The organism is Streptomyces sp. NPDC092369 (assembly GCF_044755245.1).
In the GTDB taxonomy this organism is placed as follows: domain Bacteria; phylum Actinomycetota; class Actinomycetes; order Streptomycetales; family Streptomycetaceae; genus Streptomyces.
This window is the reverse complement of record NZ_JBIVQP010000002.1, coordinates 540,298-565,778: the sequence shown is the minus strand read 5'-3', so window position 1 is coordinate 565,778 and position 25,481 is coordinate 540,298. Positions and strand designations below refer to the sequence as shown.

25 protein-coding genes and 2 pseudogenes are annotated in these 25,481 nt (G+C 71.3%); 9 read left to right on the top strand and 18 right to left on the bottom strand.

Annotation, left to right across the window (positions count from 1 at the left end):
* Nucleotides 1-44 precede the first annotated feature (44 nt).
* From ACIQI8_RS12225 to ACIQI8_RS12200, 6 genes and pseudogenes are all read right to left on the bottom strand, one after another.
* Nucleotides 45-698: a LuxR C-terminal-related transcriptional regulator gene (locus tag ACIQI8_RS12225; RefSeq protein WP_402347923.1), complete on the bottom strand. Its 654-nt coding sequence runs from the start codon at nt 696-698 to the stop codon at nt 45-47.
* Nucleotides 683-1,948, bottom strand: a complete 1,266-nt coding sequence (locus ACIQI8_RS12220; RefSeq protein WP_402347920.1) for a sensor histidine kinase — start codon at nt 1,946-1,948, stop codon at nt 683-685. The genes ACIQI8_RS12225 and ACIQI8_RS12220 overlap by 16 nt, the downstream gene beginning before the upstream one ends.
* Nucleotides 1,949-2,033: 85 nt before the next feature.
* Nucleotides 2,034-3,024, bottom strand: a pseudogene (locus ACIQI8_RS12215) (SDR family oxidoreductase).
* Between the two features lie 73 nt (nt 3,025-3,097).
* A complete protein-coding gene (locus ACIQI8_RS12210) occupies nt 3,098-3,700 on the bottom strand; it encodes a winged helix-turn-helix domain-containing protein (RefSeq protein ID WP_402347917.1) in 603 nt (200 codons plus the stop codon).
* Nucleotides 3,701-4,038: 338 nt separating this feature from the next.
* Nucleotides 4,039-5,067: a glutamine synthetase gene (gene glnII, locus ACIQI8_RS12205; protein WP_402347914.1), complete on the bottom strand. Its 1,029-nt coding sequence runs from the start codon at nt 5,065-5,067 to the stop codon at nt 4,039-4,041.
* Nucleotides 5,068-5,342: 275 nt separating this feature from the next.
* Nucleotides 5,343-5,732 (bottom strand): annotated as a pseudogene (locus ACIQI8_RS12200) (MarR family winged helix-turn-helix transcriptional regulator); the annotation flags it as partial.
* A gap of 48 nt (nt 5,733-5,780) precedes the next feature.
* Here ACIQI8_RS12200 and ACIQI8_RS12195 point away from each other — a divergent pair.
* Nucleotides 5,781-6,650: an alpha/beta fold hydrolase gene (locus ACIQI8_RS12195; protein WP_402347911.1), complete on the top strand. Its 870-nt coding sequence runs from the start codon at nt 5,781-5,783 to the stop codon at nt 6,648-6,650.
* 3 nt (nt 6,651-6,653) lie between these two features.
* On the opposite strand, the gene ACIQI8_RS12190 is transcribed toward ACIQI8_RS12195, so the two are convergent.
* A complete protein-coding gene (locus ACIQI8_RS12190; protein ID WP_402347908.1) occupies nt 6,654-7,352 on the bottom strand; it encodes a hypothetical protein in 699 nt (232 codons plus the stop codon).
* Nucleotides 7,353-7,634: 282 nt separating this feature from the next.
* Here ACIQI8_RS12190 and ACIQI8_RS12185 point away from each other — a divergent pair, with 282 nt between their 5' ends.
* Complete coding sequence (locus ACIQI8_RS12185) at nt 7,635-7,949, top strand: hypothetical protein (RefSeq protein ID WP_402347905.1); 315 nt, start codon at nt 7,635-7,637, stop codon at nt 7,947-7,949.
* Nucleotides 7,950-8,140: 191 nt separating this feature from the next.
* On the opposite strand, the gene ACIQI8_RS12180 is transcribed toward ACIQI8_RS12185, so the two are convergent.
* Nucleotides 8,141-9,325, bottom strand: a complete 1,185-nt coding sequence (locus ACIQI8_RS12180; RefSeq protein ID WP_402347902.1) for a winged helix DNA-binding domain-containing protein — start codon at nt 9,323-9,325, stop codon at nt 8,141-8,143.
* 249 nt (nt 9,326-9,574) lie between these two features.
* Between ACIQI8_RS12180 and ACIQI8_RS12175 the strand changes: the two genes are divergently transcribed.
* Nucleotides 9,575-10,915 carry a DUF2252 domain-containing protein gene (locus tag ACIQI8_RS12175; protein ID WP_402347899.1) on the top strand — a complete coding sequence of 447 codons (1,341 nt, stop codon included), beginning with the start codon at nt 9,575-9,577 and terminating at the stop codon, nt 10,913-10,915.
* 227 nt (nt 10,916-11,142) lie between these two features.
* Nucleotides 11,143-11,424 carry a hypothetical protein gene (locus ACIQI8_RS12170; RefSeq protein ID WP_402347896.1) on the top strand — a complete coding sequence of 94 codons (282 nt, stop codon included), beginning with the start codon at nt 11,143-11,145 and terminating at the stop codon, nt 11,422-11,424.
* A 40-nt stretch (nt 11,425-11,464) separates the two neighbouring features.
* Here ACIQI8_RS12170 and ACIQI8_RS12165 read toward each other — a convergent pair whose 3' ends face one another.
* The 4 genes from ACIQI8_RS12165 to glnA form a co-directional block, all read right to left on the bottom strand.
* Nucleotides 11,465-12,049: a hypothetical protein gene (locus ACIQI8_RS12165; RefSeq protein ID WP_402347893.1), complete on the bottom strand. Its 585-nt coding sequence runs from the start codon at nt 12,047-12,049 to the stop codon at nt 11,465-11,467.
* Between the two features lie 2 nt (nt 12,050-12,051).
* Nucleotides 12,052-12,969 carry a zinc metalloprotease HtpX gene (htpX, locus tag ACIQI8_RS12160; RefSeq protein ID WP_402347891.1) on the bottom strand — a complete coding sequence of 306 codons (918 nt, stop codon included), beginning with the start codon at nt 12,967-12,969 and terminating at the stop codon, nt 12,052-12,054.
* A gap of 127 nt (nt 12,970-13,096) precedes the next feature.
* The gene (locus ACIQI8_RS12155) at nt 13,097-13,354 is read right to left on the bottom strand and encodes a hypothetical protein (RefSeq protein ID WP_402347888.1); all 258 of its coding nucleotides are present in this window, start codon (nt 13,352-13,354) and stop codon (nt 13,097-13,099) included.
* A 117-nt stretch (nt 13,355-13,471) separates the two neighbouring features.
* Entirely contained in the window at nt 13,472-14,881 is a 1,410-nt protein-coding gene (glnA, locus tag ACIQI8_RS12150) for a type I glutamate--ammonia ligase (protein WP_402347886.1), read from the bottom strand.
* Between the two features lie 197 nt (nt 14,882-15,078).
* Here glnA and ACIQI8_RS12145 point away from each other — a divergent pair, with 197 nt between their 5' ends.
* The 3 genes from ACIQI8_RS12145 to ACIQI8_RS12135 all read left to right on the top strand — a co-directional run bounded on the left by ACIQI8_RS12145 (nt 15,079) and on the right by ACIQI8_RS12135 (nt 17,584).
* Nucleotides 15,079-15,546, top strand: coding sequence for an RDD family protein (locus tag ACIQI8_RS12145; RefSeq protein ID WP_402347883.1), 468 nt, complete (start codon nt 15,079-15,081; stop codon nt 15,544-15,546).
* A 208-nt stretch (nt 15,547-15,754) separates the two neighbouring features.
* Complete coding sequence (locus tag ACIQI8_RS12140) at nt 15,755-16,924, top strand: acyl-CoA dehydrogenase family protein (RefSeq protein ID WP_402347880.1); 1,170 nt, start codon at nt 15,755-15,757, stop codon at nt 16,922-16,924.
* Nucleotides 16,925-17,077: 153 nt separating this feature from the next.
* A complete protein-coding gene (locus tag ACIQI8_RS12135) occupies nt 17,078-17,584 on the top strand; it encodes a flavin reductase family protein (protein WP_402347877.1) in 507 nt (168 codons plus the stop codon).
* 36 nt (nt 17,585-17,620) lie between these two features.
* Here ACIQI8_RS12135 and ACIQI8_RS12130 read toward each other — a convergent pair whose 3' ends face one another.
* The 4 genes from ACIQI8_RS12130 to lipB all read right to left on the bottom strand — a co-directional run bounded on the left by ACIQI8_RS12130 (nt 17,621) and on the right by lipB (nt 20,700).
* Nucleotides 17,621-18,325: a DUF4191 domain-containing protein gene (locus ACIQI8_RS12130; protein ID WP_402347875.1), complete on the bottom strand. Its 705-nt coding sequence runs from the start codon at nt 18,323-18,325 to the stop codon at nt 17,621-17,623.
* 80 nt (nt 18,326-18,405) lie between these two features.
* Nucleotides 18,406-18,606 carry a hypothetical protein gene (locus ACIQI8_RS12125; protein WP_280877450.1) on the bottom strand — a complete coding sequence of 67 codons (201 nt, stop codon included), beginning with the start codon at nt 18,604-18,606 and terminating at the stop codon, nt 18,406-18,408.
* A 226-nt stretch (nt 18,607-18,832) separates the two neighbouring features.
* Complete coding sequence (lipA, locus tag ACIQI8_RS12120; protein WP_402347871.1) at nt 18,833-19,798, bottom strand: lipoyl synthase; 966 nt, start codon at nt 19,796-19,798, stop codon at nt 18,833-18,835.
* Between the two features lie 104 nt (nt 19,799-19,902).
* Nucleotides 19,903-20,700 carry a lipoyl(octanoyl) transferase LipB gene (gene lipB / locus ACIQI8_RS12115; protein ID WP_402347868.1) on the bottom strand — a complete coding sequence of 266 codons (798 nt, stop codon included), beginning with the start codon at nt 20,698-20,700 and terminating at the stop codon, nt 19,903-19,905.
* A gap of 254 nt (nt 20,701-20,954) precedes the next feature.
* Between lipB and ACIQI8_RS12110 the strand changes: the two genes are divergently transcribed.
* Nucleotides 20,955-22,391, top strand: a complete 1,437-nt coding sequence (locus ACIQI8_RS12110) for a regulator (RefSeq protein WP_402347865.1) — start codon at nt 20,955-20,957, stop codon at nt 22,389-22,391.
* Between the two features lie 91 nt (nt 22,392-22,482).
* Here the strand turns inward: ACIQI8_RS12110 and ACIQI8_RS12105 are convergent, their stop codons facing one another.
* Both ACIQI8_RS12105 and ACIQI8_RS12100 read right to left on the bottom strand, forming a co-directional pair.
* Nucleotides 22,483-23,826: an NAD(P)/FAD-dependent oxidoreductase gene (locus ACIQI8_RS12105; RefSeq protein ID WP_402347862.1), complete on the bottom strand. Its 1,344-nt coding sequence runs from the start codon at nt 23,824-23,826 to the stop codon at nt 22,483-22,485.
* 172 nt (nt 23,827-23,998) lie between these two features.
* Nucleotides 23,999-24,895, bottom strand: coding sequence for a TIGR01777 family oxidoreductase (locus ACIQI8_RS12100; protein WP_402347859.1), 897 nt, complete (start codon nt 24,893-24,895; stop codon nt 23,999-24,001).
* A 71-nt stretch (nt 24,896-24,966) separates the two neighbouring features.
* Here ACIQI8_RS12100 and ACIQI8_RS12095 point away from each other — a divergent pair, with 71 nt between their 5' ends.
* Nucleotides 24,967-25,455: a GNAT family N-acetyltransferase gene (locus ACIQI8_RS12095; RefSeq protein ID WP_402347856.1), complete on the top strand. Its 489-nt coding sequence runs from the start codon at nt 24,967-24,969 to the stop codon at nt 25,453-25,455.
* The last annotated feature ends 26 nt before the right edge of the window (nt 25,456-25,481 follow it).

Genomic DNA, 25,481 nt, shown 5'->3' with positions numbered 1-25,481 from the left:
TCCCGCGACCCTACGAGGAGTTGCCGTGATCTCACCCGAAGTGGTCAGCGGCCCCGGTCGAGATATGCCAATACGGCCAGTACGCGCCGGTTGTCGTCGTCCGACACCTCAAGATCCAGCTTGGCGAAGATGTTGGAGGTGTGTTTGGCGATCGCCCGCTCCGTCACGACCAGTTGGCCGGCGATCGCCGCGTTGGACCGGCCCTGGGCCATCAGCTCCAGTACCTCCACCTCGCGCGGGGTCAGCCGCCCCAGCGGCCGGTCGTCGGCGGCCCGCCGGGACAGCAGCTGCTGGATCACCTGCGGGTCCATCGCCGTGCCGCCCGCCGCGACCCGCCGCACCGCGTCGATGAACTGCTCCGCGTCGAACACCCGGTCCTTGAGCAGATAGCCGACCCCGCCGGTCCCGTCGGCCAGCAGCTCCCGCGCGTACAGCTGCTCCACGTGCTGCGACAGCACGAGCACCGGCAGCCCCGGCCTGTCCCGGCGGGCCCGCAGCGCGCACTGCAGCCCCTCGTCGGTGTGCGTGGGCGGCAGCCGTACGTCGACCACGGCCACGTCCGGCGCCAGCTCGGCCAGCGCCCGCTCCAGCTCGGGGCCGGTCTCGACGGCCGCCGCGATCTCGAAGTCGTACGCCTCCAGCATGCGGACCAGACCGTCGCGCAGCAGGAACAGGTCTTCGGCTAGGACAACACGCAAGGGATCTCCATGGTCACCATGGTGGGACCGCCCGCGGGACTGCTGACGGCCAGGACGCCGTCGAATGTACCCAGCCGCCGCTCCACCCCGGCGAGTCCGGAGCCGGCGCCGACCGCCGCGCCGCCCTTTCCGTTGTCGGTGACCGAGATCCTCAGCCTGCCGTCGGTGTGGTGCAGGTCGACCCAGACGCGCTCGGCGTCCGCGTGCTTGACCGCGTTGGTGAGGATCTCGCTCACCGCGAAGTACGCCGCCGACTCCACCGGCGCCTCCGCCCGCCCCGCCAACTCCACGGTGACATCGGTCGGTACCGGCAGCCGCAGCGCCAACGCCCTTACGGCGTCGCCCAGTCCGCGCTCGGCCAGCACCGGCGGATGGATGCCGTGCACCAGGTCCCGCAGCTCGGCGAGGGTGTCCACGGAGTTCTGCCGGGCCTGCGCGAGCAACTGCCGTGCCTTCGCAGGGTTCTTCTCGATCAGCGCCTCGATCGTGCCGAGGTCCATGCCCATGGCGACCAGCCGGGCCTGCGCGCCGTCGTGCAGGTCGCGCTCGATCCGGCGCAGTTCGGCGGCGGAGGTGTCGACGGCGTCCTGCCGGGTCTCGGTCAACACCCGTACGCGCTCGGCGAGTTCACCCTGGCCGGACGTGAGCACGGAGCGGGTCAGCAGGAAGTGGACGCGCAGCAGGGCCGGGGTGAGGAACCAGGCGCCGACCAGCAGGACCGCGCCCAGCAACCCCGCGAGCAGCGCGGAGGCCTGCCCGCTCACCGGCACGAACCCGTACCACCAGCCGACGTACGTCCCGTCGGTGAAGACCCGCCACAGCCCGAACGCCAGCGCGAAGCCCTCGAAGGGGTACAGCAGCAGTGCCGCCGGCAGCAGCGCGGTCACGAAGCCCGCGGTCATGTCCACCACCAGCCAGCGCAGGTCCCGCCAGGTCGCCGGATCGCGGAGCATCCCGAAGGTGCGCGTCCAGGGATTCGCGCCCTGGGGGAGCGGCCGGTACGCCGGCGGGATCCGCACCCCGCACCACTCGGCCGCCACCACCCGCCGCCAGTCCGCGAAGGCCCGCACCCCGGTCAGCACCCAGGGGGTCGTGACGATCCCGACGCCCAGCACGATGAGCAGGATCGACACGAACGCCAGGACGAACAGCGTGAGCGACCCGGCCAGCGACACGACCGCCAGCGCGAGCGCCCTGGCCCCGTCCACCGCGACCGACCGCGCCCTGTTGTTCCCGCTCTTGGTCTCCATGCCGCCAGTCTCGCCGAGCGCCCCGCCCCCGGTCACGGGGCCGAACCACCCGGAGGGGGGTGGTGTCAGCCCCACCCCCTCTTTTTCACCCCAGCACCTTCGCCTCCTCCTCCGGGTCGAGACCCGGGGGCGTACGGCCCGGGCGCACGGGTACCGTGCCGCCCGATCGACCGCAGCCAGGCCCAGGTGTCGGCGACGGTCTCGCCGGCCGGGCGGCAGGAGAGCCCCGTGGCCAGCGCCCGGGAGACGTCCGCGCTGTGCAGCGCGTCGTGCATGTCGGATGCCGGCGGCACCCAGACCGGCAGCTGCGTCCAGGGCTCGATGCCGGCGTCGAGGATCACCTCCGGCTCGGTCCAGCGCAGCGCGGCCGCCGAACCCGTGACCCGGACGCACGCCTCCAGCAGCTCGCCCATCGTCGCGTGCCCCGGCGCGCTGATCAGGTTGTACGGCCCGCTCAGCCCCTGCTCCACCGCGCCGAGCACCCACTCCGCGAGGTCGCGGGCATCGACGTACTGGAGCGGGAGGTCCCGTGGTCCCGGCGCCAGCACGGGCCCGCCGCGCGCGATCCGGCCGAGCCACCACGGCAGCCGTCCGACGTTCTCGTAGGGGCCGAGGATCAGCCCGGCCCGTACGAGTACGGAGTGGTCCGCGCCGAAGGCCCCGACGGCGGCGAGCTCGCCGCCCCGTTTGTCGCGGGCGTAGTCCGTGGCGTCCGCGTCGGGCTCGGCGCCCTCTACCAGCGGCGCGTCCTCGTCGTACCCGGCCGGCGGGGCCCAGTCGTACACCGAGCAGCTCGACACGTAGACGTACCGGCCGACGCGGCCCCGCAGCAGTCGTGCGGCGTCGTGCACCGCCCGGGGCGCCGCCGACCAGGTGTCGACGACGGCGTCCCATTCGCCCTCCGCGAGGGCGGTGAGCCCGTCGGGGGCGGTGCGGTCACCTCGCAGTGACCGCACCCCGGCCGTGGGTACCTGCCGTCCCCGGTTGAGGACGGTCACGTCCCAGCCGCGCCCGAGGGCCGCCTCGACGACGGCCCGGCCCACGAACTCCGTACCACCCAGCACCAGAAGTCTCATGCCGGTGACTCTGCCCGGTTCGCCCGCGGGACGGAACGGTGCTCTGCCGTCAGCAGATCAACGGCTCAGCGGCTCAGCGGCCGGTCGGCGGCGTGTACTTGTAGCCGACCCGGCGCACGGTCTGGATCGCCTTGCGGTGCTCGGCGCCCAGCTTGCGGCGCAGCCGTGCGATGTGCACGTCGACCGTGCGGCCGTCGCCGACATGGCCGTACCCCCACACCGTGGTGACGAGCTGGTCGCGGGTGTGCACGCGGTTCGGGAACGCCACGAGGTGGGCGAGCAGCTCGAACTCCAGGTAGGTCAGGTCGAGTTCGACCCCGTCCACCGCGGCCGTGCGCTGCACGGGGTCGACGCGGACGAGCGGGTCGGCGGCGTCGGGCACCTCGGGTGCCTCGGGCAGGGCGGGGGCCTCGGCGAGGCCGGGGCGGGCGGCGAGGTGCGGGCCGTCGGCCGGGATGAGGACGAGGTAGCCGACCATCGGCGGCTGCCCCGGCAGGGTGGGCAGCGTGTGCGCGGGCGCGGGCAGCCAGGTGGCGCCCGGCGGCAGGAACTCCGCGACGTCGATCACCTCGTCCCGGTCCACGGCGCGCAGATGACTGCGCACGCCGTTCGGGGCGGGGGTGTCGAGCGTGGCGGCGGGGACGGCGGCGGTGGGGAGGGAACGGACGATCGCCATGAGAGATCAGCTCTTTCGCGCGAGAGGTTTCGTCGAGGGACGTACTCGTGTCGCGCCGGCCGAAGGCCAGGTGGTACGGCTTTAGAGGGCCGGCGCGTTCATCGCGCGGCAACACACCCGGTCGAAGTCGTGGTGCTGACGGGACGGCCAGAAAGGCTCCAGGTCATGGCGACCCGTCGCGGTGTGATTCTGGAAGCCGGTCATGGGCCCATTGAAGCAGACACAGGCCCGCAACAGGAGCCTCCTCTCACAGCTTGGACGCATCCCAGGGGCAGCGGCCCACGCGAAGGGGCGTCCACCGTGGCCGGTGGACGCCCCTTCGACCGGACCCGGGCGGATCAGACCTGGCCGGCCTTCTCCAGCGCCGAGCAGCAGGTGTCGACGATCAGCCGCGTCACCACGTACGGGTCGACGTTGGCGTTCGGGCGGCGGTCCTCGATGTAGCCCTTGCCGTCCTTCTCGACCTGCCACGGGATACGGACCGAGGCGCCGCGGTTGGAGACGCCGTAGGAGTACTCGTTCCACGGGGCGGTCTCGTGCAGGCCGGTCAGGCGGTCGTCGATGCCGGCGCCGTAGTTCTTGACGTGGTCGAGCGGCTTGGAGCCCTCGCCCAGCGACTCGGCGGCGGTGATGATCGCGTCGTAGCCCTCGCGCATCGCCTTGGTGGAGAAGTTGGTGTGCGCGCCCGCGCCGTTCCAGTCGCCCTTGACCGGCTTCGGGTCGAGGGTCGCGGAGACGCCGAAGTCCTCGGCGGTGCGGTAGAGCAGCCAGCGGGCCACCCACAGGTGGTCGGAGACCTCCAGCGGGGAGACCGGGCCGACCTGGAACTCCCACTGGCCGGGCATGACCTCGGCGTTGATGCCGGAGATCGCGAGGCCGGCCTTGAGGCAGTTGTCCAGGTGGGCCTCGACGATGTCACGGCCGAAGATCTCGTCGGCGCCGACACCGCAGTAGTAGCCGCCCTGCGGGGCCGGGAAGCCGCCCTTGGGGAAGCCGAGCGGGTAGCCGTCCTTGAAGAACGTGTACTCCTGCTCGATGCCGAAGATCGGCTCCTGCGCGGCGAACTTCTCGGCCACCTCGGTCAGCGGGGCCCGGGTGTTCGACTCGTGCGGCGTGAAGTCGATGTTGAGGACCTCGCACATGACGAGGATGTCGTCGCCGCCGCGGATCGGGTCCGGGAAACTGGCGACCGGCTTGAGCACGCGGTCCGAGGAGTGCCCCTCGGCCTGGTTCGTGGACGACCCGTCGAAGCCCCAGATCGGGAGCTCGGCGCCCTTGGCGTCGTCCGCCAGGATCTTCGTCTTGGAACGGAGCTTCGCCGTCGGCTGGGTGCCGTCGATCCAGATGTACTCAGCCTTGAAGGTCACGGGCCACTTCCTTCGGGGATGTGTCTGCGCGCTTGCGGGTGCTGCGGCGCTGCGGCACTGGGACGCCGCGTCGACGCCGCATTTCGATGCCCGGCAGCCTGTCAACAGGCGATTTCCCGATCATTGCCCGACTGTGAACCCCGTGTTACCCGGCCGTTCTGTGGCGCGCTTCACGCGACAGGGGCGCCCACGGGGCCGGTAACGACCGTTCGCAGCCGCAGAGCGCAGGGGGTACGACGGCTCGTATGCGATGGGGTTGGGCACGGACGTCCGCTTCAGGCGTCCTCGCCCGCCGCTTCCCGCACCCCTTCCAGGAACCCCCGGATCGCGGCCCGCTCCCGCTCGTCGTACCCCTGGAGCAGCTCGACCGTCCGCCCGATCAACGGCCCGAAGAAGGCCCACCCGAGCTCGACCGCCGCCACGTCCACCTCGATCACGACCTTCCGCCGATCCCCCTCCCCGCGCACCCGCCGCACATGTCCGAGCCGCTCCAACCGGTCCAACAGACCTGTCGTGTCAGCCGAGTTGAGCCCGAGAGCCGCATCCAGCCGTCCTGCCGTCAGCTCCTCACCCGCCCGCGAGGCGTCCATGAGAGCCATCAACGCGCGTACGCCCGTGGGATGCGTGCCGTTGCGGTTCGCGAAGCGGGCGCTGTGCGGGCCGAGTCGGGCTAGCCTGCGGTTGTCCTCTCGCTGACCGGAGACGTGAACGGAATGAAGGACACGGACGGTACCGACAGATTCCTCGCCGCGTACGACAAGGTCATGGCCAAGTGGCCGGCCCCGCGGGAGGCGATCACCGTCGCCACGCCCTTCGGCACGGCGTACGTCAACGCCTGCGGCCCGCACGACGGACCGCCGCTCGTCCTGCTCCCGGGCGGTGGCGGAGCGACCTCGGCGTCCTGGTACGCCCAGGCCGCGGAACTGGCCGCGACCCGTCGCGTGTACGCCGTCGACCTGGTCGGCGCCCCGGGGCGCGGCACGCTCGCCGCCGACCGGCATCCTCGTACGGTCGCGGACCTCGCCGAGTGGCTGGACGCGGTGGTCGAGGGAGTCGGCATCGAGGCGGGGGAACAGCTGGACCTGGGCGGGCACTCGTACGGCGGCTGGATCGCGCTCCACTACGCCCTGCGGGCACCCGCGCGTGTGCGCAGCCTGTTTCTGCTGGACCCGACCCAGTGCTTCGCCGGCTTCCGGGCGTCGTACCTGATCCACGCCCTGCCGATGCTGCTGCGGCCGACGGGCGGCCGGGTCCGGGCCTTCCTGGAGTGGGAGAGCGGGGGAGTGCGCCTCGACCCCGACTGGCTCCGCCTTCAGGAGGCGGCCGCCGGCTTCCCCTCCGTGTCGAAGCCGGTGACCGGTCCGCGCCCCGCGCCGGACGCGCTGCGAGGCCTGGACATGCCGGTCCTGCTGCTCCTGGCCGGGAACAGCAGGACCCATGACACGTACCGGGTGGCGGCGAGGGCGGGTGCGCTGCTGCCGCGGGTGGAGACGGTCGTGCTTCCGGATGTCTCGCACCATGCGCTGCCGCAGTCCGCACCGGCCGAACTCGGCCGCCGCCTCACGGAGTTCCTCTCTCGTTGAGCTTCACCCCACCTTCTCGATCAGCGCGCGTCGGATCAAGAACTTGCCGGGTTCACGGACCTGCTCGAAGGCCGCGTTGTTCAACAGGGCGCAGCTGCCGGAGACCGAAGTCACCTTCACCGTCGTGGACTTGTTGTTGTCCAGGTTGGTGACCCGCAGCGTGGTCCCCGCCGGGAACTGGTTGCTGGAGGCGGCAGGCGCACCGGCCTCGCCGGACAGGGTCACGGTCGAGCCGTTGCACACCTGCTGTCCGGTGCCGGCGGCGGCGTCGTCGTTGCCGGCCGCGTCGTCCGCGGGCGGAGTGCTCGCCGCGGGCTGCGAGGGCTGGGCCGCCGCGTCGTCCTGTCCGCCCTGCGCCGGCGGCTGCGACGTCTGGGAGCCCTGAGCCGACTCCCCAACGGTGCAACCGGACGCTTCCTGCTGGACCTTGATCTGCGCGATGACGGCCTCGCGGTTGGCGATCCGCGCCTCGGACTGCGCGTCGGGATTCGCCCGCTGTCCGTCGATGAACGTCTGGTTGTTGCCGAGGGCTGTGGCCAGCCCCAGGCAGACGGTCGAATCCGCCGCGGACGACAAGGTCTTGGGGCTCTGCGAGGCGTTCGAGGTGCTCGCCATGGCGAAGGCGCCGCCGCCCGCCACCGCCGCTGCGGTGACCAGCAGCGCGATCTTCTTCTTCGTGCCGAGAGTTCTCCTGCGCGACATCCGCGACTCCTGAAGAGCTAGGGGGTGGTTCGTCGCTACTTACGAAATACCGAACAGGAGTTACTCATCGGTGACAGGAGTCACCGACGTAACGTACGTCACAGTCGAGTCACAGAAGGCCTTGTTGGGACCGCCGTTCACATGAGTCGCCAGGACCCCGAACGGGCTTGTGGCCAGGGGCTTTTGTCAGTGGCGGGCGGTAGAATAGAAGCAGTGTTCGAGGGAATCGCCAGGGGTGCCATGGCCCCTGGTGGACGCCCTGATCGCGACAGGAGGATGCCTGTGCCCGCTGCCGCCCTGAAGCCGAAGCCCCTGCCCACACAGTCCACTGCGAAGCGCCCCGTCCTGCTCGACCTGCCCTACGACCCGGTGGAGAAGCGCCCGTTGCCGCCGGGGCGTCCGCGTGAGTGGTACGTCTCGCACAACCGTCGTCTCAAGGCGATGCGGCTCGCGATCGCGCTGCTCGACTCGGGCGTGTATATGCCCAACCAGGCGCGGAACGAGACGATTCGGAGCGCCGCGGAGATGATCGGCGTGCATCCGCCGTCGGACACGACGTGTCACATGGTGCGGGCGTTGATGCGGTACACGCGGTGAGCGTTTGCGCGGGGTGACGTGTCTTTTCCGGCACCCCGCGCTTGCGCTGCCGTCGGATCTGGGGGCTGCCGCCCCCAGGCCCCCGCTTCGGCCTGGACGGCCTCGTCCTCAAACGCCGGACGGGCTGAAAAATGCAGGCCGGTGCCTGGAAGGGAGGGGCCACCCCACGAACCCCCCACCCGACGAACCCCTTACCTCGCCAACTCCTTCTCCACCGGCGTCCGGAATCGCGGCGTCACCCTCGTCTCGCCCACCCACCCCCGCAACCGCTCCGCCTCCACCCCGATCGCCGTCTCCGCCTCCCGGCCCACCCCGCCAGGGGTCAGTACCCGCCATGCGATCTCGCCGTTCGGGCGCTGGGCCCAGACGCCCACCACCCGGCCGTTCCACCACACCGTCGGGCCCACGTTGCCGCTGTAGTCGAAGAGGTGGGGGCGCAGTTCGGGGGCGAGGTACCAGTCCCGTTGCCGCCAGCCCATCGCCGTGGGGTCGAGGGCGGGGAGCAGGGCCGCCCAGGGCTCCGCGGGGTCCGCGACCGGGTCGACGTCCTCGGCGACCACGTGTCCGGGGCCCTCGTCCAGGGACACCTCCCGTGCTCCGATCGCCGCCAGCGCACGGCGTACGTCGGTCACCTTCCAGCCCGTCCACCACTTCAGGTCCGCCTCCGTGGCCGGGCCGCAGGTTCTGAGCCAGTGGGACAGGAGGGTCGACTGGGCCTGGGCCAGGTCGAGTTCGGGGTGCTCGGGAGCGACCGCCCAGCGGAACTGGCCGGACGTCCAGGAGCCGAGCGGCCGGCCCCGGACGACCTTGCCCTCCACGCCCAGCACCCGCAGCAGGCGGGTCGAGACGGTGTGCACGCCCTCGTAGCTCTTGCCGGCCGCGTACGCGAACCGCTCCCTCAACCGCGGCTCATCCTCGGCCAGTTCGGTCGCCGTCGCCTGGCCGCGCAGCGCCAGCGCGGACAACATCGACTCCTCGACCTCCTTCAGCCAGGCCGCGTCCGGTGCCCCCGCCTTCGCCATGTCCTTAAGCAGCGAGGCGCGCTCGCGCGCGGCCACCGCGAGGCCGGTCGAGGCGTGCACGACGGCCGTCAGGTCCGTGGGGAACACGAACACCGTGTGCCGCATGCCGTGCATACGGACCATGGAGCGGGACTCGTACAGCGCCCGCTCGGTGGCCTGCACGGTGCGCGTCGCGTCCGTGAGGCGCGCGCCCAGGGCCAGGTACACCGTCGCCGGGTCCGAGCCGTGCAGCGCGACGAGGGAGGCCGCGACCTCCTCGGGGCTCGAAGCCCGTGTCGGACCGATCAGCCGGTGCCGCGACGCGAGCCGCGCCCGCCGCTCGTCCGGTCCGATGTACCGCACCCCGTGACCCATCACTGCCTCCACCCACCCCGAACACCGACCGGCGCACCCATCCTGCCGGGCGCCACTGACATCGGCCCCCGGCGGTCGCCCGTCCGGCCACCTCCATTTCACCCACAGGTCACGCCCTCTCACTCCATCGCCGTACCCGGCATGCGCACATCCCGGCGCCCGCCTTGACTGCCCCCAAGGCCCGCAGTAGGAGACAACCGGAGACGAAGGAGCCGCGATGGGCAGGTTCGGCATGCGGCGGTGGCTGCCATGACCACGCCCGCGACCCGTGCCGAACGCGGCCGGGCCGCCCGTAAGCGCGTCTCCCGTTCCGCACATGCCCACTGGGTCCCGCCCGTCGACCGGCCCGACCCCGTCGCCGTACTGGAGCGACAGGGCCGCGACCGGCTGCCCGAGCTGCTGCCGATCCGGTACGGGCGGATGTCCGCCTCGCCGTTCGCCTTCCTGCGCGGGTCCGCCGCCGTGATGGCAGGCGACCTCGCGTCCCGGCCGCACACCGGGCTGACCGTGCAACTGTGCGGCGACGCCCACCTGTTGAACTTCGGGCTGTACGCCTCCCCGGAACGCACCCTGCTCTTCGACCTCAACGACTTCGACGAGACGTTCCCCGGGCCCTTCGAATGGGACGTACAACGGCTCGCTGCCTCCGTCGCCGTGGCCGGGCGGGAGAACGGGCATCCGGAGGAGAAGGCGCGGCGGGCTGTCCTGGAAGCCGTCGCCGCCTATCGCGCCACCATGCGGCGCCTGGCCCGGCAGGGCGAACTGGCCGTCTGGTACGAGCACATCGACGCCGAGAGCCTGCTGCCCCTGGTCCGCTCCGCACGCCGGCGCCGCACGGTCGCCTCCAGCCTCTCCCGCGCCCGCCGCCGCACCAGCCTGCAGGCCGTCGGCAAGCTCACCGAGACCGTCGACGGACGCCGCCGCATCGTCCACGACCCCCCGCTGCTCGAACCGGCCGGCGCCTCCGACATGGCCTCCCTGCGCAAGATCTTCAGCGACTACCGCTCCACCCTCGCCGAGGAACGCCGGCTCCTCCTCGACCGCTACCGGTTCGTGGACGCCGCCCGCAAGGTCGTCGGCGTCGGCAGCGTCGGCACCCGCTGCTTCATCGTCCTGCTCGCCGGACGGGACCAGGACGACCCGCTGTTCCTCCAGATCAAGGAGGCGCGGAAGTCCGTACTGGAAGAGCATCTGCCGAACGGGCCCTACGTCCATCCCGGCCACCGCGTCGTCGCCGGGCAGCGGCTGCTGCAGGCCGCCGGCGACATCTTCCTCGGCTGGATGACCGGACCCCAGGGCCGCGCCTTCTACTGGCGCCAACTACGCGACATGAAGGGCTCCGCCGACGTCGCCGGCATGAGCCCGGCCGATCTCCTCGGCTACGCGCGTCTGTGCGGCACCGCCCTGGCCCGCGCCCACGCCCGTTCCGGCGACCGCGTCGCCATCGCCGCCTACCTCGGCGGCGCCGACACCTTCGAACGGGCCGTCACCGACTTCGCGTTCCACTACGCCGACCAGACCGCCGCCGATCACGCGGCGCTGGGCGCGGCGGTCGCGGCGGGCGTGGTGCGCGCGACGCCGGAGGTGTGACGCGACGGCCGCTCGACGCCGGGTGCCGGAAAAGGAGATGCACTCCGTGTGAGCGCGTCCCTACTCTGGAGACACGTTACGGAGCCGGCCCCCACCGCTTTCCGCAGGACGGGCATCACCTCGCGGACCCGGGGCTAGTCTCTACGCACCGCTCGACGGACGTCCTCCCCCAGCGCCTCGTCGACGCACCCACACCGCTCGGAAACCCACGCCCACGGAGGCCCGTGATGGGCACCATGCTGATATCCGGGACAGTCGTCCTGGTCCTTCTAGGATTCGAGAACCACGTCTGGTGGCTGGCCGCGGCCGCCGTCCTCTTCCTGTACCTGCAGTACGGGCGGAGCGGCTCCGCCTCGCGGTCCGCGTCGAGCGGGGGCTCGTCGGGATCCATGCCCCAGACGTACCAGGCCTACCGCAAGCGCCGTGACGAGCAGGCCAGGTGGGAGCGTCGTTACCGCCGCGAGCACCCCCTGGAGTCCCGCCGGCAGGCGAAGGAGAAGAGCGGCTGAGACCCGTGGTGGTCACACCCGCGGTGGTGACGCCCGTGCCTCACAGCCCGGGCGCGCCCCACACCGGGAACCACCGGCTCAGATCCTGCTCCATCCGCAGGTCGCCGGAGAGTGCCGCCTTCACCTGCAGCTCCAGCGCGTTGTCGCGCCGCTGTCCCTCGCCGGGCAGCGGCGCGAACGGGTAGAACGTGCCGCGTTTGTAGAGATAGACGAGCGCGAGCCGCCGGCCGGTCTCGTCTTGGAAGCCGGCCAGCGAGCACAGCAGCTGCGGGCCGAAGCCGTTGACCTCCATCGAGCTGTTCACCGCGTGCAAGTCGTTGACCAGTTGCGACAGTTGGTCGGGGGTGCGCCGGGACACCAGCCAGGAGTAGCCGAACCCGTCCTGGCTGAGCTCCACCGGCGGACCGTCCCGGTCCGCGTCCGCGTCGAGCAGGGCCTGGACCTCGCGGTGCGTCTGCTCGAACGCGGCGCCCTCGACGGTGGCGAAGCACACCGCGCCGCCGCCGGTCGGCGTGAAACCGGCCGCGGCCTCCAGGGTCACGGCCGCCGACGGCAGCGCGAACAGCCGGTCGAGATCGGGCAGCGCCGGTTTGCTGCGCCCGAGCAGAATGTCCAGCAGCCCCATTCTCACGCCTTTCCGGGGGTCGCCGCCTCACCCAACTCGGCGGAGATCCGCCCCAGTTGGTCCAGTCGTTGCTCCAGAGACGGGTGGGTGGAGAACAGCCGCTCGATGCCCGGCTCCTTGCCGGTCGCCGGGGTGAAGTAGAAGGCGTTGAAGGCCTGCGCGGTCCGCAGATCCTTGGTCGGGATCCTCGCGATGTCGCCGGAGACCTTGGTCAGCGCGGAGGCCAGGGCGGAGGGCCGCCCGGTCAGCAGCGCCGCCGCCCGGTCCGCGGCCAGCTCCCGGTACCGCGACAGCGCGCGGATCAGCAGGAAGCTGAGCGCGTACACCGCCGCGGATACGCCCATCACGGCCGCGAAGACCATCGCGGTGTTCTGGTCCCGGCGTCCGCCGCCGAAGATCTGCGAGTAGAAGGCGAACCGCACGATCAGCCCGGCGATCACTCCGAGGAACGACGCGATCGTGATCACGGCGACGTCCTTGTGCGCCACGTGCGACAGCTCGTGCGCAAGGACACCCTCCAGCTCCGCCGGTTCCAGCCGGCGCAGCAGCCCCGTGGTCACACAGACCACGGCGTGCTCGGGACTGCGCCCGGTCGCGAAGGCGTTCGGCATGTCCATCTCGGACACGGCGACCACCGGCACCGGCATGTCGGCGAGCGCGCACAACCGGTCGACCACCGCGTGCAGTTCGGGATACTCCTCGCGCTCCACGACCCGGCCGCGCATGGCGAACATCGCGATCCGGTCGGAGAACCAGAACTGCGCCACGAACATCGCGGCGATGATCACGACGACCAGCACCCACGACTTCAGCAGCACGATCAGCGCGCCGACGAAAGCCACGTACAACAATCCGAGCAGGAACATGGTGACCGTCATCCGCACGGTCAACCGCCGGTCGCTCCGGAATCGGCTCTGCATGTGCATCACCCCGCAGTAAGGCACTCGTCCCTACCGCCAGTGTGCACCCGGCAACTCCCATGAAGCGGTCCCGATCAGCCCTAGGAGCAGCAAAGCCCAGCTGTGAAACGAGCCGCGGGGCCCCCGTCTAGTACGGCGCCCGGAACTGCGCGTACCCCAGCAGCAGGATGATCGCGGCGACGATGCCCAGCACGATCGTCGTCGACAGCCACGAGGACCGCCGCGGACCGGCCGGGCCGGGGTCGGCCCGGAAGGGCTGCGGCGCGGGCGGGTTCTCCTTCCACCGCGCGGCGAGCATCCGCGCCCGAGCCGAGGGCTCCTTGTGCTCGGCGCCGTCCGCCCACTTGATGTCGAACTCCCGCTCGACGTCGTCCTGTTCGGGCATCCCCGTGTCCCCCGTCGCCTCTGCCACCACTGTCGAACAGCTGTGCAAGAACGATACGACGACGCCCCCGTCCCTGTGAATCGGGAACGGGGGCGTCGCCTCACGGCGTGGGTTCGATCACACGTCGAAGTACAGCTCGAACTCGTGCGGGTGCGGACGCAGCTGCAGCGGCGCGATCTCGTTCGTGCGCTTGAAGTCGATCCATGTCTCGATCAGGTCGGACGTGAAGACGTCGCCCGCGAGCAGGAACTCGTGGTCGGCCTCAAGGCGGTCGAGGACGGCCGGGAGGGAGGTCGGGACCTGGGCGACGCCCGCGTGCTCCTCGGGAGCCAGCTCGTAGAGGTCCTTGTCGATCGGCTCGGCCGGCTCGATCTTGTTCTTGATGCCGTCCAGGCCGGCCATGAGCAGCGCGGAGAACGCCAGGTACGGGTTGCCGGAGGAGTCGGGCGCGCGGAACTCGACGCGCTTGGCCTTCGGGTTGGAGCCCGTGATCGGGATACGCATCGCGGCGGAGCGGTTGCGCTGCGAGTAGACCAGGTTGACCGGCGCCTCGAAGCCCGGGACCAGACGGTGGTAGGAGTTCACCGTCGGGTTGGTGAACGCCAGCAGCGACGGCGCGTGCTTGAGGATGCCGCCGATGTAGTAGCGGGCGGTGTCCGACAGACCCGCGTAACCCGCCTCGTCGTAGAAGAGCGGGGAGCCGCCCGCCCACAGCGACGAGTGGATGTGCATGCCCGAGCCGTTGTCACCGAAGATCGGCTTCGGCATGAAGGTCGCGGTCTTGCCGTTGCGCCAGGCGACGTTCTTCACGATGTACTTGAAGAGCTGGAGGTCGTCGGCCGCGGCGAGCAGCGTGTTGAACTTGTAGTTGATCTCCGCCTGGCCGGCGGTGCCGACCTCGTGGTGCTGGCGCTCGACCTGGAGGCCGGACCTGCCCAGCTCCAGGGAGATCTCGGCACGCAGGTCGGCGAAGTGGTCGACCGGCGGGACCGGGAAGTAGCCGCCCTTGTAGCGGACCTTGTAACCGCGGTTGTCCTCCACCGCACCGGTGTTCCAGGCGCCCGCCTCGGAGTCGATGTGGTAGAAGGACTCGTTCGAGGTGGTCGCGAAGCGCACGGAGTCGAAGACGTAGAACTCGGCCTCGGGACCGAAGTACGCGGTGTCCGCGATACCGGTCGAGGTCAGGTACGCCTCGGCCTTCTTGGCCACGTTGCGCGGGTCGCGGGAGTACTGCTCGCCCGTGATCGGGTCGTGGATGAAGAAGTTGATGTTCAGCGTCTTGTCGCGGCGGAACGCGTCCACGCGCGCCGTCGACAGGTCGGCGCGCAGCGCCATGTCGGACTCGTGGATTGCCTGGAAACCGCGGATCGAGGATCCGTCGAAGGCCAGCTCCTCGTCCGGGTCGAACGACTCGACGGGCACCGTGAAGTGCTGCATGACACCCGGCAGGTCGCAGAAGCGGACGTCGATGAACTTGACGTCCTCGTCCGCGATGAACTTCTTGGCCTCGTCGGCGTTCTGGAACATCCAGCTCCTCCTACTCCCGACCGTCCCGCCGGGGTGGTAGTTCGTTCGTGCTGCCAGTGCGGTGGCACACGCTGAGCACGACCCTAGGGACGCGTGATTTCTCGGGCGTGACCCATTTGTTTCACACAAGTTAACCGGACCTCGCCCGGTTGACCCCACCCGTCCGCATCCCGAAACGCGGGCAGTACCGTGGACGCGTGGACAACAGGGACGCAATCGGCTCGTGGCTCTCCGGCCCCCGCGCGGCCGCCGAGCAAGCCGGTGTCGACTTCGGATACCGGGGCGAACAGCTCGGCCTGCCCGAGGAGGGACCGGGCTCCATCGCCCGCCCGGGCCGTCGCCTCGGCGCCCTCGTGGTCGACTGGGGCCTGAGCCTCTTGATCGCATACGGCCTCATCACGCACGGCTACGACCAGGCGACCGGGAACTGGGCCCTGCTCGTCTTCTTCGTGATGGGCGTCCTGACGGTCGGCACCGTCGGATTCTCCCCGGGCAAGCGCCTGTTCGGCCTGCGCGTGGCCGCCCTGGCCACCGGCCGCGTCAGCCCCGCCCGCGCCCTGCTGCGCACGGCCCTGCTCTGCGTGGCGATCCCCGCCCTGATCTGGGACCGCGACGGCCGGGGCCTGCACGACCGGCTGGCCGGCACGGTCGAGGTCCGCATCTAGCACGACCCACGACCCACGACCTCCGGAACGTGTACGACGAAGGGGCGCCCGGATCACTCCGGGCGCCCCCTTGCCGTATCTGCTGCTCTCCGGGCACCCCTTCGTCGCGCCGGGCGGGTGACTGCGCGCCGCCCACGGCCCGGGGTCACCTCCGTGACGGGCCGTTCCCGGGACACTGTCGCCGTTCCCGACGGAGGTGGTGGGCAGGATGCCAGCAGGCGACAAGTCGACGATCGTGACCCGGGCGCCGAGGGTCGCCGAGATCGCGGCCCGGTGCGCGCAGGAGGCCGAGACCGCGAGGCGGCTCTCGCCGCAGGTGGTCCAGGCGGTACGGGACGCGGGGTTCGCCCGCCACTTCGTACCGTCGGCCCATGGCGGCGAGGCCGGCGGTTTCACCGAACTGACCTCCGCGGTCGGCCTGGTGGGGGAGGGCTGCACCTCGGCGGCCTGGGCGGCCTCCCTCGCCGCCTACGCCGGGCGGTACGCGGCGTTCCTGCCCGCGCAGGGACAGGCGGAGATCTGGGCGGACGGTCCGGACACGCTGCTGGCCGGCGCGCTCATGCCGTCCGGCAAGGCGGAGCCCGTGGCCGGCGGCTGGCGGCTGAGCGGTGAGTGGAAGTACATCAGCGGGGTGCACTTCGCCGACTGGGCGCTGGCCTGCGCGGCCGTACCCGCCGAGGGCCCGGTGGATCCCGACGCGCGCCCCGAGGTGCGGTTCTTCGCGGTGCCGCGGGCCGACTTCACCATCGAGGACAGCTGGTTCACCGTGGGGATGCGCGGAACGGGGAGCGACACCCTTCTCCTCTCCGACGTCTTCGTGCCCGAGCACCGGACCCTGCCGCGGTCGGCCGTGCACGCGGGCCGGGCGCCCGCCTCGGACGCGCGCTGCCACATCGTCCCGATGCACGCCGTGAACGCGCTGCCGTTCGCCGCCCCGCTGGTCGGTGCCGCCCGGGGCGCGCTGCGGGCCTGGATCGCACGGGCCGGGTCGCGCGTGGACCGCCGGGGGCAGGCGGTGGGCGAGAAGCCGTCGACGCAGGTCTCCCTGGCCCGCTCGGCGGCCGAGATCGACGCCGCCGAACTGCTGATCCTGCGCACGGCGGCGGTCGCCGACGGCACCCAGTGCCCCCCGGAGGGCGAGGCGGCGGTCCGGGGCGCCCGGGACCTGGCCCTCGCGGTGGAACTGCTGGTCTCGGCCGTCGACCGGGTCTTCCGTGCCGGCGGCACCTCAGGACAGTCCTCGTCCGACCCCGTCCAGCGCTTCTGGCGCGACGTGAACAGCGCGGCCTCGCACGTCGCCCTCTCCTTCGAGACCACGGGCGCGGCCTACGGCGCCTGGGCACTGTCCGGCGAGGAACGGGCGGCAGCGGTGCACTGAGCCGGGTCTCGATCCAGATCCAGCTCCAGATCCCGCTCCAGCTCCAGAGCCCGTTCCCGGCCCTCCCGGTTGCCGGTCGGCGACCCTGACCGCATAGTCGATCTGGAGCCGGGTGACGATCTCGATCAAAGGCCCGACAGGTGGTGCACCGTCATGGCGGAGCGTCAGGAAGTACTGGAAGCCGAAGCCGCGGTGGCACCCGAGGATTTCCGGGCGGCGATGGCCCGCTTCCCCTCGGGTGTCGTGGTCGTGACCACCTGCTGCGAGGACGGAACCCCGCGCGGGTTCACGGCCAGTTCCTTCTGCTCGGTCTCGCTGGAGCCACCGATGATCCTGGTGTGCCTGGCCAACTCGGCGGACTCGGCATCGTCCTTCGAGCGCTGCGACCGCTTCGCGGTGAGCGTGCTGGCCCCGGCCCATCGGCCGCTGGCCCTGCGCTTCGCCACGAAGGGCACCGACAAGTTCGCGTCCGGCGGCCTGTGCCGCAGCCCGGCCGGCCTGCCGACGGTCGAGCGGGCCGTGTCCGAACTGGACTGCACCGCACACGCACGACACCCGGCCGGGGACCATACGGTCCTGATCGGCCGGGTGACGGGAGTGCGACTGGGGGAGGGTTCCCCGATGGTGTACTACGACCGGGCGTTCAGGACGCTGGCCTGAGCGGACCGGGTTGAACAGGACCCGGGTCGCGCGGGATCAGCGGGCCTTCCCGCCGCCCTTCGGCAGCTTCATGCCCTTGGGCATCGGACCCTTCGGCAACGGCATGTTGCTCATCAGGTCGCCCATCGCGCGCAGCCGGTCCGTGGTCGCGGTCACCTGCGGGCCGGTCAGCACGCGCGGCAGCTTCAGCATCGCCGTGCGCAGCTTCTTCAGCTCGATCTGGCCCTCGCCCGTGCCCACGATCAGATCGTGCACCGGTACGTCCGCGACGACGCGGTTCATCTTCCGCTTCTCGGCGGCCAGCAGGCTCTTGACCCGGTTCGGGTTGCCCTCGGCGACCAGGACGATGCCGGCCTTGCCGACGGCCCGGTGCACCACGTCCTGGCTGCGGTTCATCGCCACCGCGGGGGTCGTCGTCCACCCTCGGCCGATGTTGTCGAGCACCGCCGCGGCAGCGCCCGGCTGGCCCTCCATCTGACCGAACGCGGCCCGCTCGGCCCGGCGCCCGAAGATGATCGCCGTTCCGAGGAAGGCGAGCAACAGGCCCAGGATTCCGAGATAGATGGGGTGACCGATCAAGAAGCCGATCGCGAGGAAAACACCGAAGATGCCGATGCCGACAGCCGCGAGTACAAGACCGATCTTCTTGTCGGCCTTGCGGGTCATCTTGTACGTCAGAGCGATCTGCTTCAGTCGCCCGGGGTTAGCAGCGGTGTCCGCTGCTGTGTCCTTCCTCGCCATGCGGTGAAGTCTACGTGGCCCCGGGAGCGCCGACGACGGCAGTGCCCGACGGGAGGGTACGAGGAAGCGGAGGGTGTGGTTCAGAGACGGGCGGAGGTGACCTCTTCGAGGACCCGCTGGGCCTCGACGCGGTCCTTGGCGCGGCGGCGGTCCTCCAGGACGGAGGTCCACGCGTTGCGCCGGGCGGTGCGCTGGCCGCTGCTCAGGAGCAGCGACTCGACCGCACGCAGTGCGTCGGTGAAGGACGGAATGGCGGTGGCGCGGACTGGCGCGGCCTGCATGGTGGAGGTCCCCCCTCGGAACGGCTCTGATCTAGGGCGTACATGCTGTGACACCAGGGTCACTGTTTGGTGTTACCAGGGCGTGACCGACCGGTCAAACACCAATGAAGCCTTGATGCGCGGGTCCGAAACGCCGACGCGGCCCTGACGGGTCCCTCAACTGCGAGGACGCGTCGGAGCCGCGGTCATACGGTAGTTACTGGGCGGTAGCCGCTTGTGCCTGAATTCACACGGCCTGTGAGGCGATGTACGCGCCTCGCTTCTCGACGGCCATCTGGTAGAGGCGCCCGGCGCGGTACGAGGAACGCACCAGCGGACCCGACATCACACCGGAGAAACCGATCTGCTCGGCCTCCTCCTTCAGCTCCACGAACTCGTGCGGCTTGACCCAGCGCTCGACCGGGTGGTGGCGCACGGAGGGGCGCAGGTACTGCGTGATGGTGACCAGCTCGCAGCCGGCCTCGTGCAGCTGCCGGAGCGCGTCGCTGACCTCCTCGCGGGTCTCGCCCATGCCGAGGATCAGGTTCGACTTGGTGACCAGGCCGTAGTCGCGGGCGGCCGTGATGACCTTCAGGGAACGGTCGTAACGGAAGCCCGGGCGGATCCGCTTGAAGATCCGCGGGACCGTCTCGACGTTGTGGGCGAAGACCTCGGGGCGCGAGGAGAAGACCTCGGCGAGCTGCTCCGGCACGGCGTTGAAGTCGGGGGCCAGCAGCTCGACCTTGGTGCGGCCGGCCTCGCGCTCGGCGGTCTGCTGGTGGATCTGACGGACCGTCTCCGCGTACAGCCAGGCGCCGCCGTCCGCCAGGTCGTCGCGGGCGACGCCGGTGATGGTGGCGTAGTTCAGGTCCATGGTGACCACGGACTCGCCCACGCGGCGCGGCTCGTCACGGTCGAGTGCCTCGGGCTTGCCGGTGTCGATCTGGCAGAAGTCGCAGCGCCGGGTGCACTGGTCACCGCCGATGAGGAAGGTCGCCTCGCGGTCCTCCCAGCACTCGTAGATGTTCGGGCAGCCGGCTTCCTGGCAGACCGTGTGCAGGCCCTCGCTCTTCACGAGGTTCTGCATCTTCGTGTACTCGGGGCCCATTTTCGCCCGGGTCTTGATCCACTCGGGCTTGCGCTCGATGGGGGTCTGGGCGTTCCGGACCTCCAGGCGCAGCATCTTGCGTCCGTCTGGGGTGACTGCGGACACATCGGCTCCCTGTAGCTTCGATTCTTCGGCGTACACCAGGGTACGCCCGTGCTTTCCGCCCCCGCCTTGAGGGCAACCTCAGGCCAAAGGGACGCATTCCCGCGTCAGGCGGACGCCTTCTCGATCTCCCGCGGCTTCAGCTCCGCGTTCTCCAGTACGTCCCTGAGGTGCCGCTCCACGACGGGCAGCACCTCGGCGATCGTGACGTCCCGGCCCAGCTCGGCCGCCAGTGAGGCGACGCCCGCGTCCCGGATGCCGCACGGGATGATGCGGTCGAACCACTTGTTGTCCGGGTTCACGTTCAGCGCGAAGCCGTGCATCGTGACGCCCTTGGCCACGCGGATGCCGATCGCCGCGATCTTGCGGTCCTCGCGGCGCTGGCCGGCGTTGGAGGGCGCGTACTCGGGGCCGTTGAGGCGCGGGTCGAACTCGTCGTCCGTCAGCCGCGGATCGAAGTCCAGCGAGAGTCCGCCGAGCACGGGCCGCTGCTCGACCGGGTCGCCGAGCACCCACACCCCGCTGCGCCCCTCGACCCGGGTGGTCGTCAGGCCGAACTCCGCGCAGGTGCGGATCAGCGCCTCCTCCAGGCGACGTACGTGCGCGACGACGTCCACCGGGCGCGGGAGCCGCTGGATCGGGTAGCCCACCAGCTGGCCCGGCCCGTGCCAGGTGATCTTGCCGCCGCGGTCCACGTCGATCACGGGGGTGCCGTCCAGGGGGCGCTCGTTGTCCGCGGTGCGCCGGCCCGCCGTGTACACCGGCGGGTGTTCGAGGAGCAGCACGGTGTCGGGGACCTCGTCGGCGAAGCGCGCCGCGTGCACCCGGCGTTGCTCGTCCCAGGCCTCCTGGTACTCCACGGCCTCGGTACCGAACCCCATGCGGACGAACCGCAGCTCACTCACGGCAAACGCCTCCCTGCGAAGTCGTAAGGCACGAAACGTGCCTACGCCACTGTACGGCCGACCGTCTCGCGTCAGCCCCGCGGCCAATCCTCACACGATCGGATGAACGAACGTCGAAATGTGCGATCGCCTGCTCACTCTCCGCTACATTCGCGCCGTTCACAAAGGCCATAAGGGCTGCTCACAGGCAATCCGGGCACAGCAGGGCCGGTAGCGGCCCCTGGAGGCCCGAAAGGCAGGAGACCGCACCGCAGATGACGGAACGACCCGCGCAGCGCACTCCCAACCGACAGCTCGCCGCGCTCATCGCCGAAGCGGGGTTCTCCAACGCGGGGCTCGCCCGTCGCGTGGACCAACTCGGTCTCGAACACGGGCTTGATCTGAGATACGACAAGACATCGGTCACCCGCTGGCTGCGCGGCCAGCAGCCCCGGGGCACCACCCCCGCCCTCATCGCCGAGGTCTTCACCCGCCGCCTCGGCCGCCGGCTCTCCGCCCAGGACCTCGGCCTCGACGCGTGCGCGCCGGTGTACGCCGGGCTGGAATTCGCCGCGAGCCCCGAGGAGGCCGTCGACATCGTGGGCGGGCTGTGGCGCAAGGACTCCGGCAGCCACGCCGAGCTCCGCAAGATCGCGTTCACCCCGGCCGGGCTCGTCGTGCCCAGCCGGGACTGGCTGATCGGCCGGGCCGACGACAAGGTCGCCCGCGGCGAGCAGCCCGCCCGGGTCCCCTCCCAGGGCCGCCAGGTCGTCCCCCGCCAGCGCGTCCAGGGCGAGCGCGGCCCCGGCCAGAAGGTCACCCCCGGCGACATCGCCGCCCTCCGCTCGGTCGGCGAGCTCTTCCGCACCCTCGACAACATGTACGGCGGCGGCCACGCCCGGCAGGCCCTCGTGCGGTACCTGGAGCACGAGTGCGAGCCGATGCTGCGCGGCACCTACGGCGAGCAGACCGGCCGGCGCCTGTTCGCCGCCGCGGCCGACCTGACCCGCTTGGCCGGGTGGACCTCGTACGACATCGCGGCGCACGGGCTCGCCCAGCGGTACTTCGTGCAGTCGCTGCGGCTCGCGCAGGCGGCGGGGGACCGGGCGTACGGGTCGTATGTGCTGGTCACCATGAGCCGGCAGGCCGTCTACCTGGGGCACGGGCGGGAGGCCGTCCAGCTCGCGCGTGTGGCGCAGCAGGGGGTGGGGACCAACGCGCCTCCCGTGGTGCAGGCGTTGCTGCACGCGGTGGAGGCGCGGGGGCATGGGGTGCTGGGCGAGGTGCGGAGTTGTACCGCCTCGCTCGTGCGGGCGGAGCGGGCGCTCGAAGCGGCGCGGGCGGGGGACGAAGTGCCGTACTGGGCGCGGTTCTTCGACGAGGCGCAGCTCGCGGATGAGTTCGGGCACGCGCATCGGGATCTTCAGCAGTTCCGGGCCGCCGCGCAGCACGCTGAGCGCTCGCTTCAGCTGAGGGCGCCCGCGTTTGCTCGTAGTCGGCTGTTCTGCCGGGTTGTGCTTGCTTCTGCTCGGCTTGGGCTGGGGGAACTTGATCAGGCTTGTCAGTTGGGGGCGGAGGCGGCGGGGGCCGCTGCTGAGATGCGGTCTGTGCGGGCGATCGAGTATGTGCGGGACTTTGAGCGGCGGTTGGAGCCGTACAAGGATGCGGCGCCTGTGCGGGGGTATCGCGACAAGGTCGCGGCATTGAGCTGAGGGATTCGCCGTAACTTCGGCCGTTGCGTGGTCTGCGCGCCACCGTGGGGGCTGGTCGCGCAGTTCCCCGCGCCCCTAAAGACAGAAGCCTTTACGCCGCCCGCGTTGTCGGGAGCGGGTCCGCTCGGTGCAACGAGCCCGCCGCTCCCAGGTCCCGCAGAATCGCCGCCGTCGCCCTGCGGGCCGAGTGCAGGGCGCCCTGGACCGTGCTCGTGTCCCGGTGGTCGCCGCAGACGTAGAGGCCGGCCAGGAGGCGGACCGGGCGGTGGAGGTCGTGGGGTGGGCGCATGGTGGGGACGGCCTCGGGGGTGTGGTGGACGGCGAGGGTTTCCCAGCGGGTGGTGGAGGTGCCGTAGAGGCGGGCGAGGTGGATGCGGACCGCGGTGTCGACGGACTGGGGCGGTTCGCCCAGGACCGTGGACGAGACGAGTACGCGGCCCTCGGGGGCGCGGGACGGGTCGACCGCGCTGACCACCGCCGTGTGGGCCACGGGGCCGCCTCGGTCGGCGTCCAGGAGCAGGGCCGCGCCCGTCCGCGGGGGCTCGTCCGTCGCGTGGTGGACCACCGTCACCTGGTGGAAGTCCGGTACGCGCAGGCCGGGCAGGAGGTCGGCGGCGGCTCGTGCGTCCGTGGCCAGGAGGACCGCCCGGCAGCGGATCTCGCCGTGTTCGGCGGTCGTCACCGTGTTCGTGGCGATCGAGGTGACGCGGACGCCGGTGTGCACGGTGCCCGAGGGGAGGGTGCGCGCGAGGAGGTCGGGCAGTGTCTCCGCGCCGCCCTCCGGGAGGCACAGGCGGCCGGCCGCGAAGGACCGCAGGGCGAGGTCCGCGCAGCGGCTGGATGTGGTCAGTTCGGGGTCGCAGAGCAGGGCGGCCAGCAGCGGGCGCAGGAAGCCGTCGACGGTACGGGCGGGCACGCCGCGTGCCGCGAGGGCCTGTGCGGCGGGCAACTCCGGGCGGGACAGCAGCCGATGGACCGGCAGGCCCGTGAGTCGGGCGAGCGACGTGCTCAGTCGGGCCTGGTCGATGGCGGTGCCCAGGGGGGAGCTCGACCGGGGTGTGCTCTTGGCGGGGGCGCTCGCCAGGGCGCGTACGGCGTGGAGTGCGCCCCTTGCGCCCCTCGCGCTCATCTGGGCGCCCGCCTGGTACCGGCGTCCGTCGCTGTGCAGCAGGACGCCGGGCGTGAAGGGGCGCAGCACGAGCGCGTCCAGGCCCGGGGTCAGGCGCAGTTCGGGACAGGCCGTGGAGAGTAGCTGGCCGATGCGGTCGAGCCGGAACCCGTCGACCTTCTCGGTGGACATCCGACCGCCCACGTAAGGAGCGGCCTCCAGGACGGCGGTCGTTACTCCAGCGCTGCTCAGCCGGTGTGCCGCCGACAGACCGGCGACCCCGGCTCCCACGATGACGACGTCCGCCTGGTACACGGGATCAAGCACGTGCCCCTCCTCGCGGTTGCGCGGCCGGTGGAGACGTCATGCCCCCAACAGGCCCCAGAAATACCCGAGTTCGGGTCGAGGGTAGGGCCGTGATCGGTCAAGGGAAGTCGCGCAGAGGCAGGGCACGGTCGCACAGCGGTCGCATGACGGCCGGATGCGGCCGCGTGGGGATTCAGAGCGCCGCCCGGATCGCCCCCTCGATGTCCGGGAACGCGAAGGTGAACCCCGACTCCAGCAGGCGCTTGGGCACCACCCGCGCGCTGCCCAGGATGTCCCCGGCCATCTCGCCGAGCACGGCCTGCAGCACCGGCGCCGGCACCGCGAACAGCGTCGGCCGGTGCAGCACCCGCCCCATCGCGGCGGTGATCTCACGGTTGGTCAGCGGATCGGGGGCGGTCAGGTTGAACGGCCCCTCAAGCCCGTCGGTCTCGACGACATGCCGGATCGCGGCCACCTCGTCGTGCAGCGCGATGTACGACCAGAACTGCCGTCCGTCGCCCATCCGCCCGCCGAGCCCCGCCTTGAACAGCGGGAACAGCTTCCCCCAGGCGCCCCCGTGCTTGCCCACGACCAGACCCGTGCGCACGAACGCGGTCCGTACACCCGCCTCTTGTGCCGCCGCCGTCGCGCCCTCCCACTCCACGCACAGCTCCGGCAGGAAGCCCGTCCCGGGCGGCGCGCTCTCGTCGACGACCCGGTCACCGGTCTCGCCGTAGTAGCCGAGCGCGCTGCCGTTCACGAACACCCGCGGCTTCACGTCCATCGAGGCGACCGCCTCGGCCAGCGCCGTGGTACCGAGCACCCGGCTGTCGCGGATCTTCTTCTTGTACGCGTCCGTCCAGCGCCGGTCGCCCACGCCCGCGCCCGCGAGGTTGACCACGGCGTCGATCCGGCCGAGCGCCGCGGTGTCCACGTACCGCCCGTCCGGGTCCCAGCAGACCTCGTCCGCGCCGCGGGCCGCCCGGCGCACCAGACGCACCACCTCGTGCCCGTCGGCCCGCAGGGACGTGACCAGGGCGCTGCCGATGAGACCGGACGCGCCGGCCACCAAGATTCTTGAACTTTCCATGATTCCCATTCTGCCCGGTGCGTACATAAGGTCCCGGTCTGGAACCGGCGCCCCACCGTAGGCTGGCCGTCATGCCCGTTCCGCACATACGCCGCGCCACCCTCGACGACGAGGAGGCGCTGGGCCGCCTCGACCGGGTCACCTGGTCCCCGCTGCACTCCGTGCAGCCGCGCCCCCAACCGCCGTACGAGCCCTTCTACAACGAGCGGTTCGGCCCGCGCGACCATCTGGTCGCCGAACTGGACGGCACGGTCGTCGGCTACATACGGCTCGGTTACCCGACCCCGCTGGTCTGCAACGCCCACGTCCGTCAGATCCAGGGTCTCGCCGTCGCCGAGGAAGCGCGCGGCGCGGGCGTCGGACGGGCGCTGCTGCGGGCCGTACGCGACGAGGCCCGCCGCCAGGGCGCACGCCGGCTGACCCTGCGCGTGCTCGGGCACAACACACCCGCCCGCCGGCTCTACGAGGCCGAGGGCTTCGTGGTGGAGGGGATCCTGCCCGAGGAGTTCCTGCTGGCCGGGGAGTACGTCGACGACGTGCTCATGGGCTGCTCGCTCTGACCCGGCGAGGGCACCACGACCGTCCG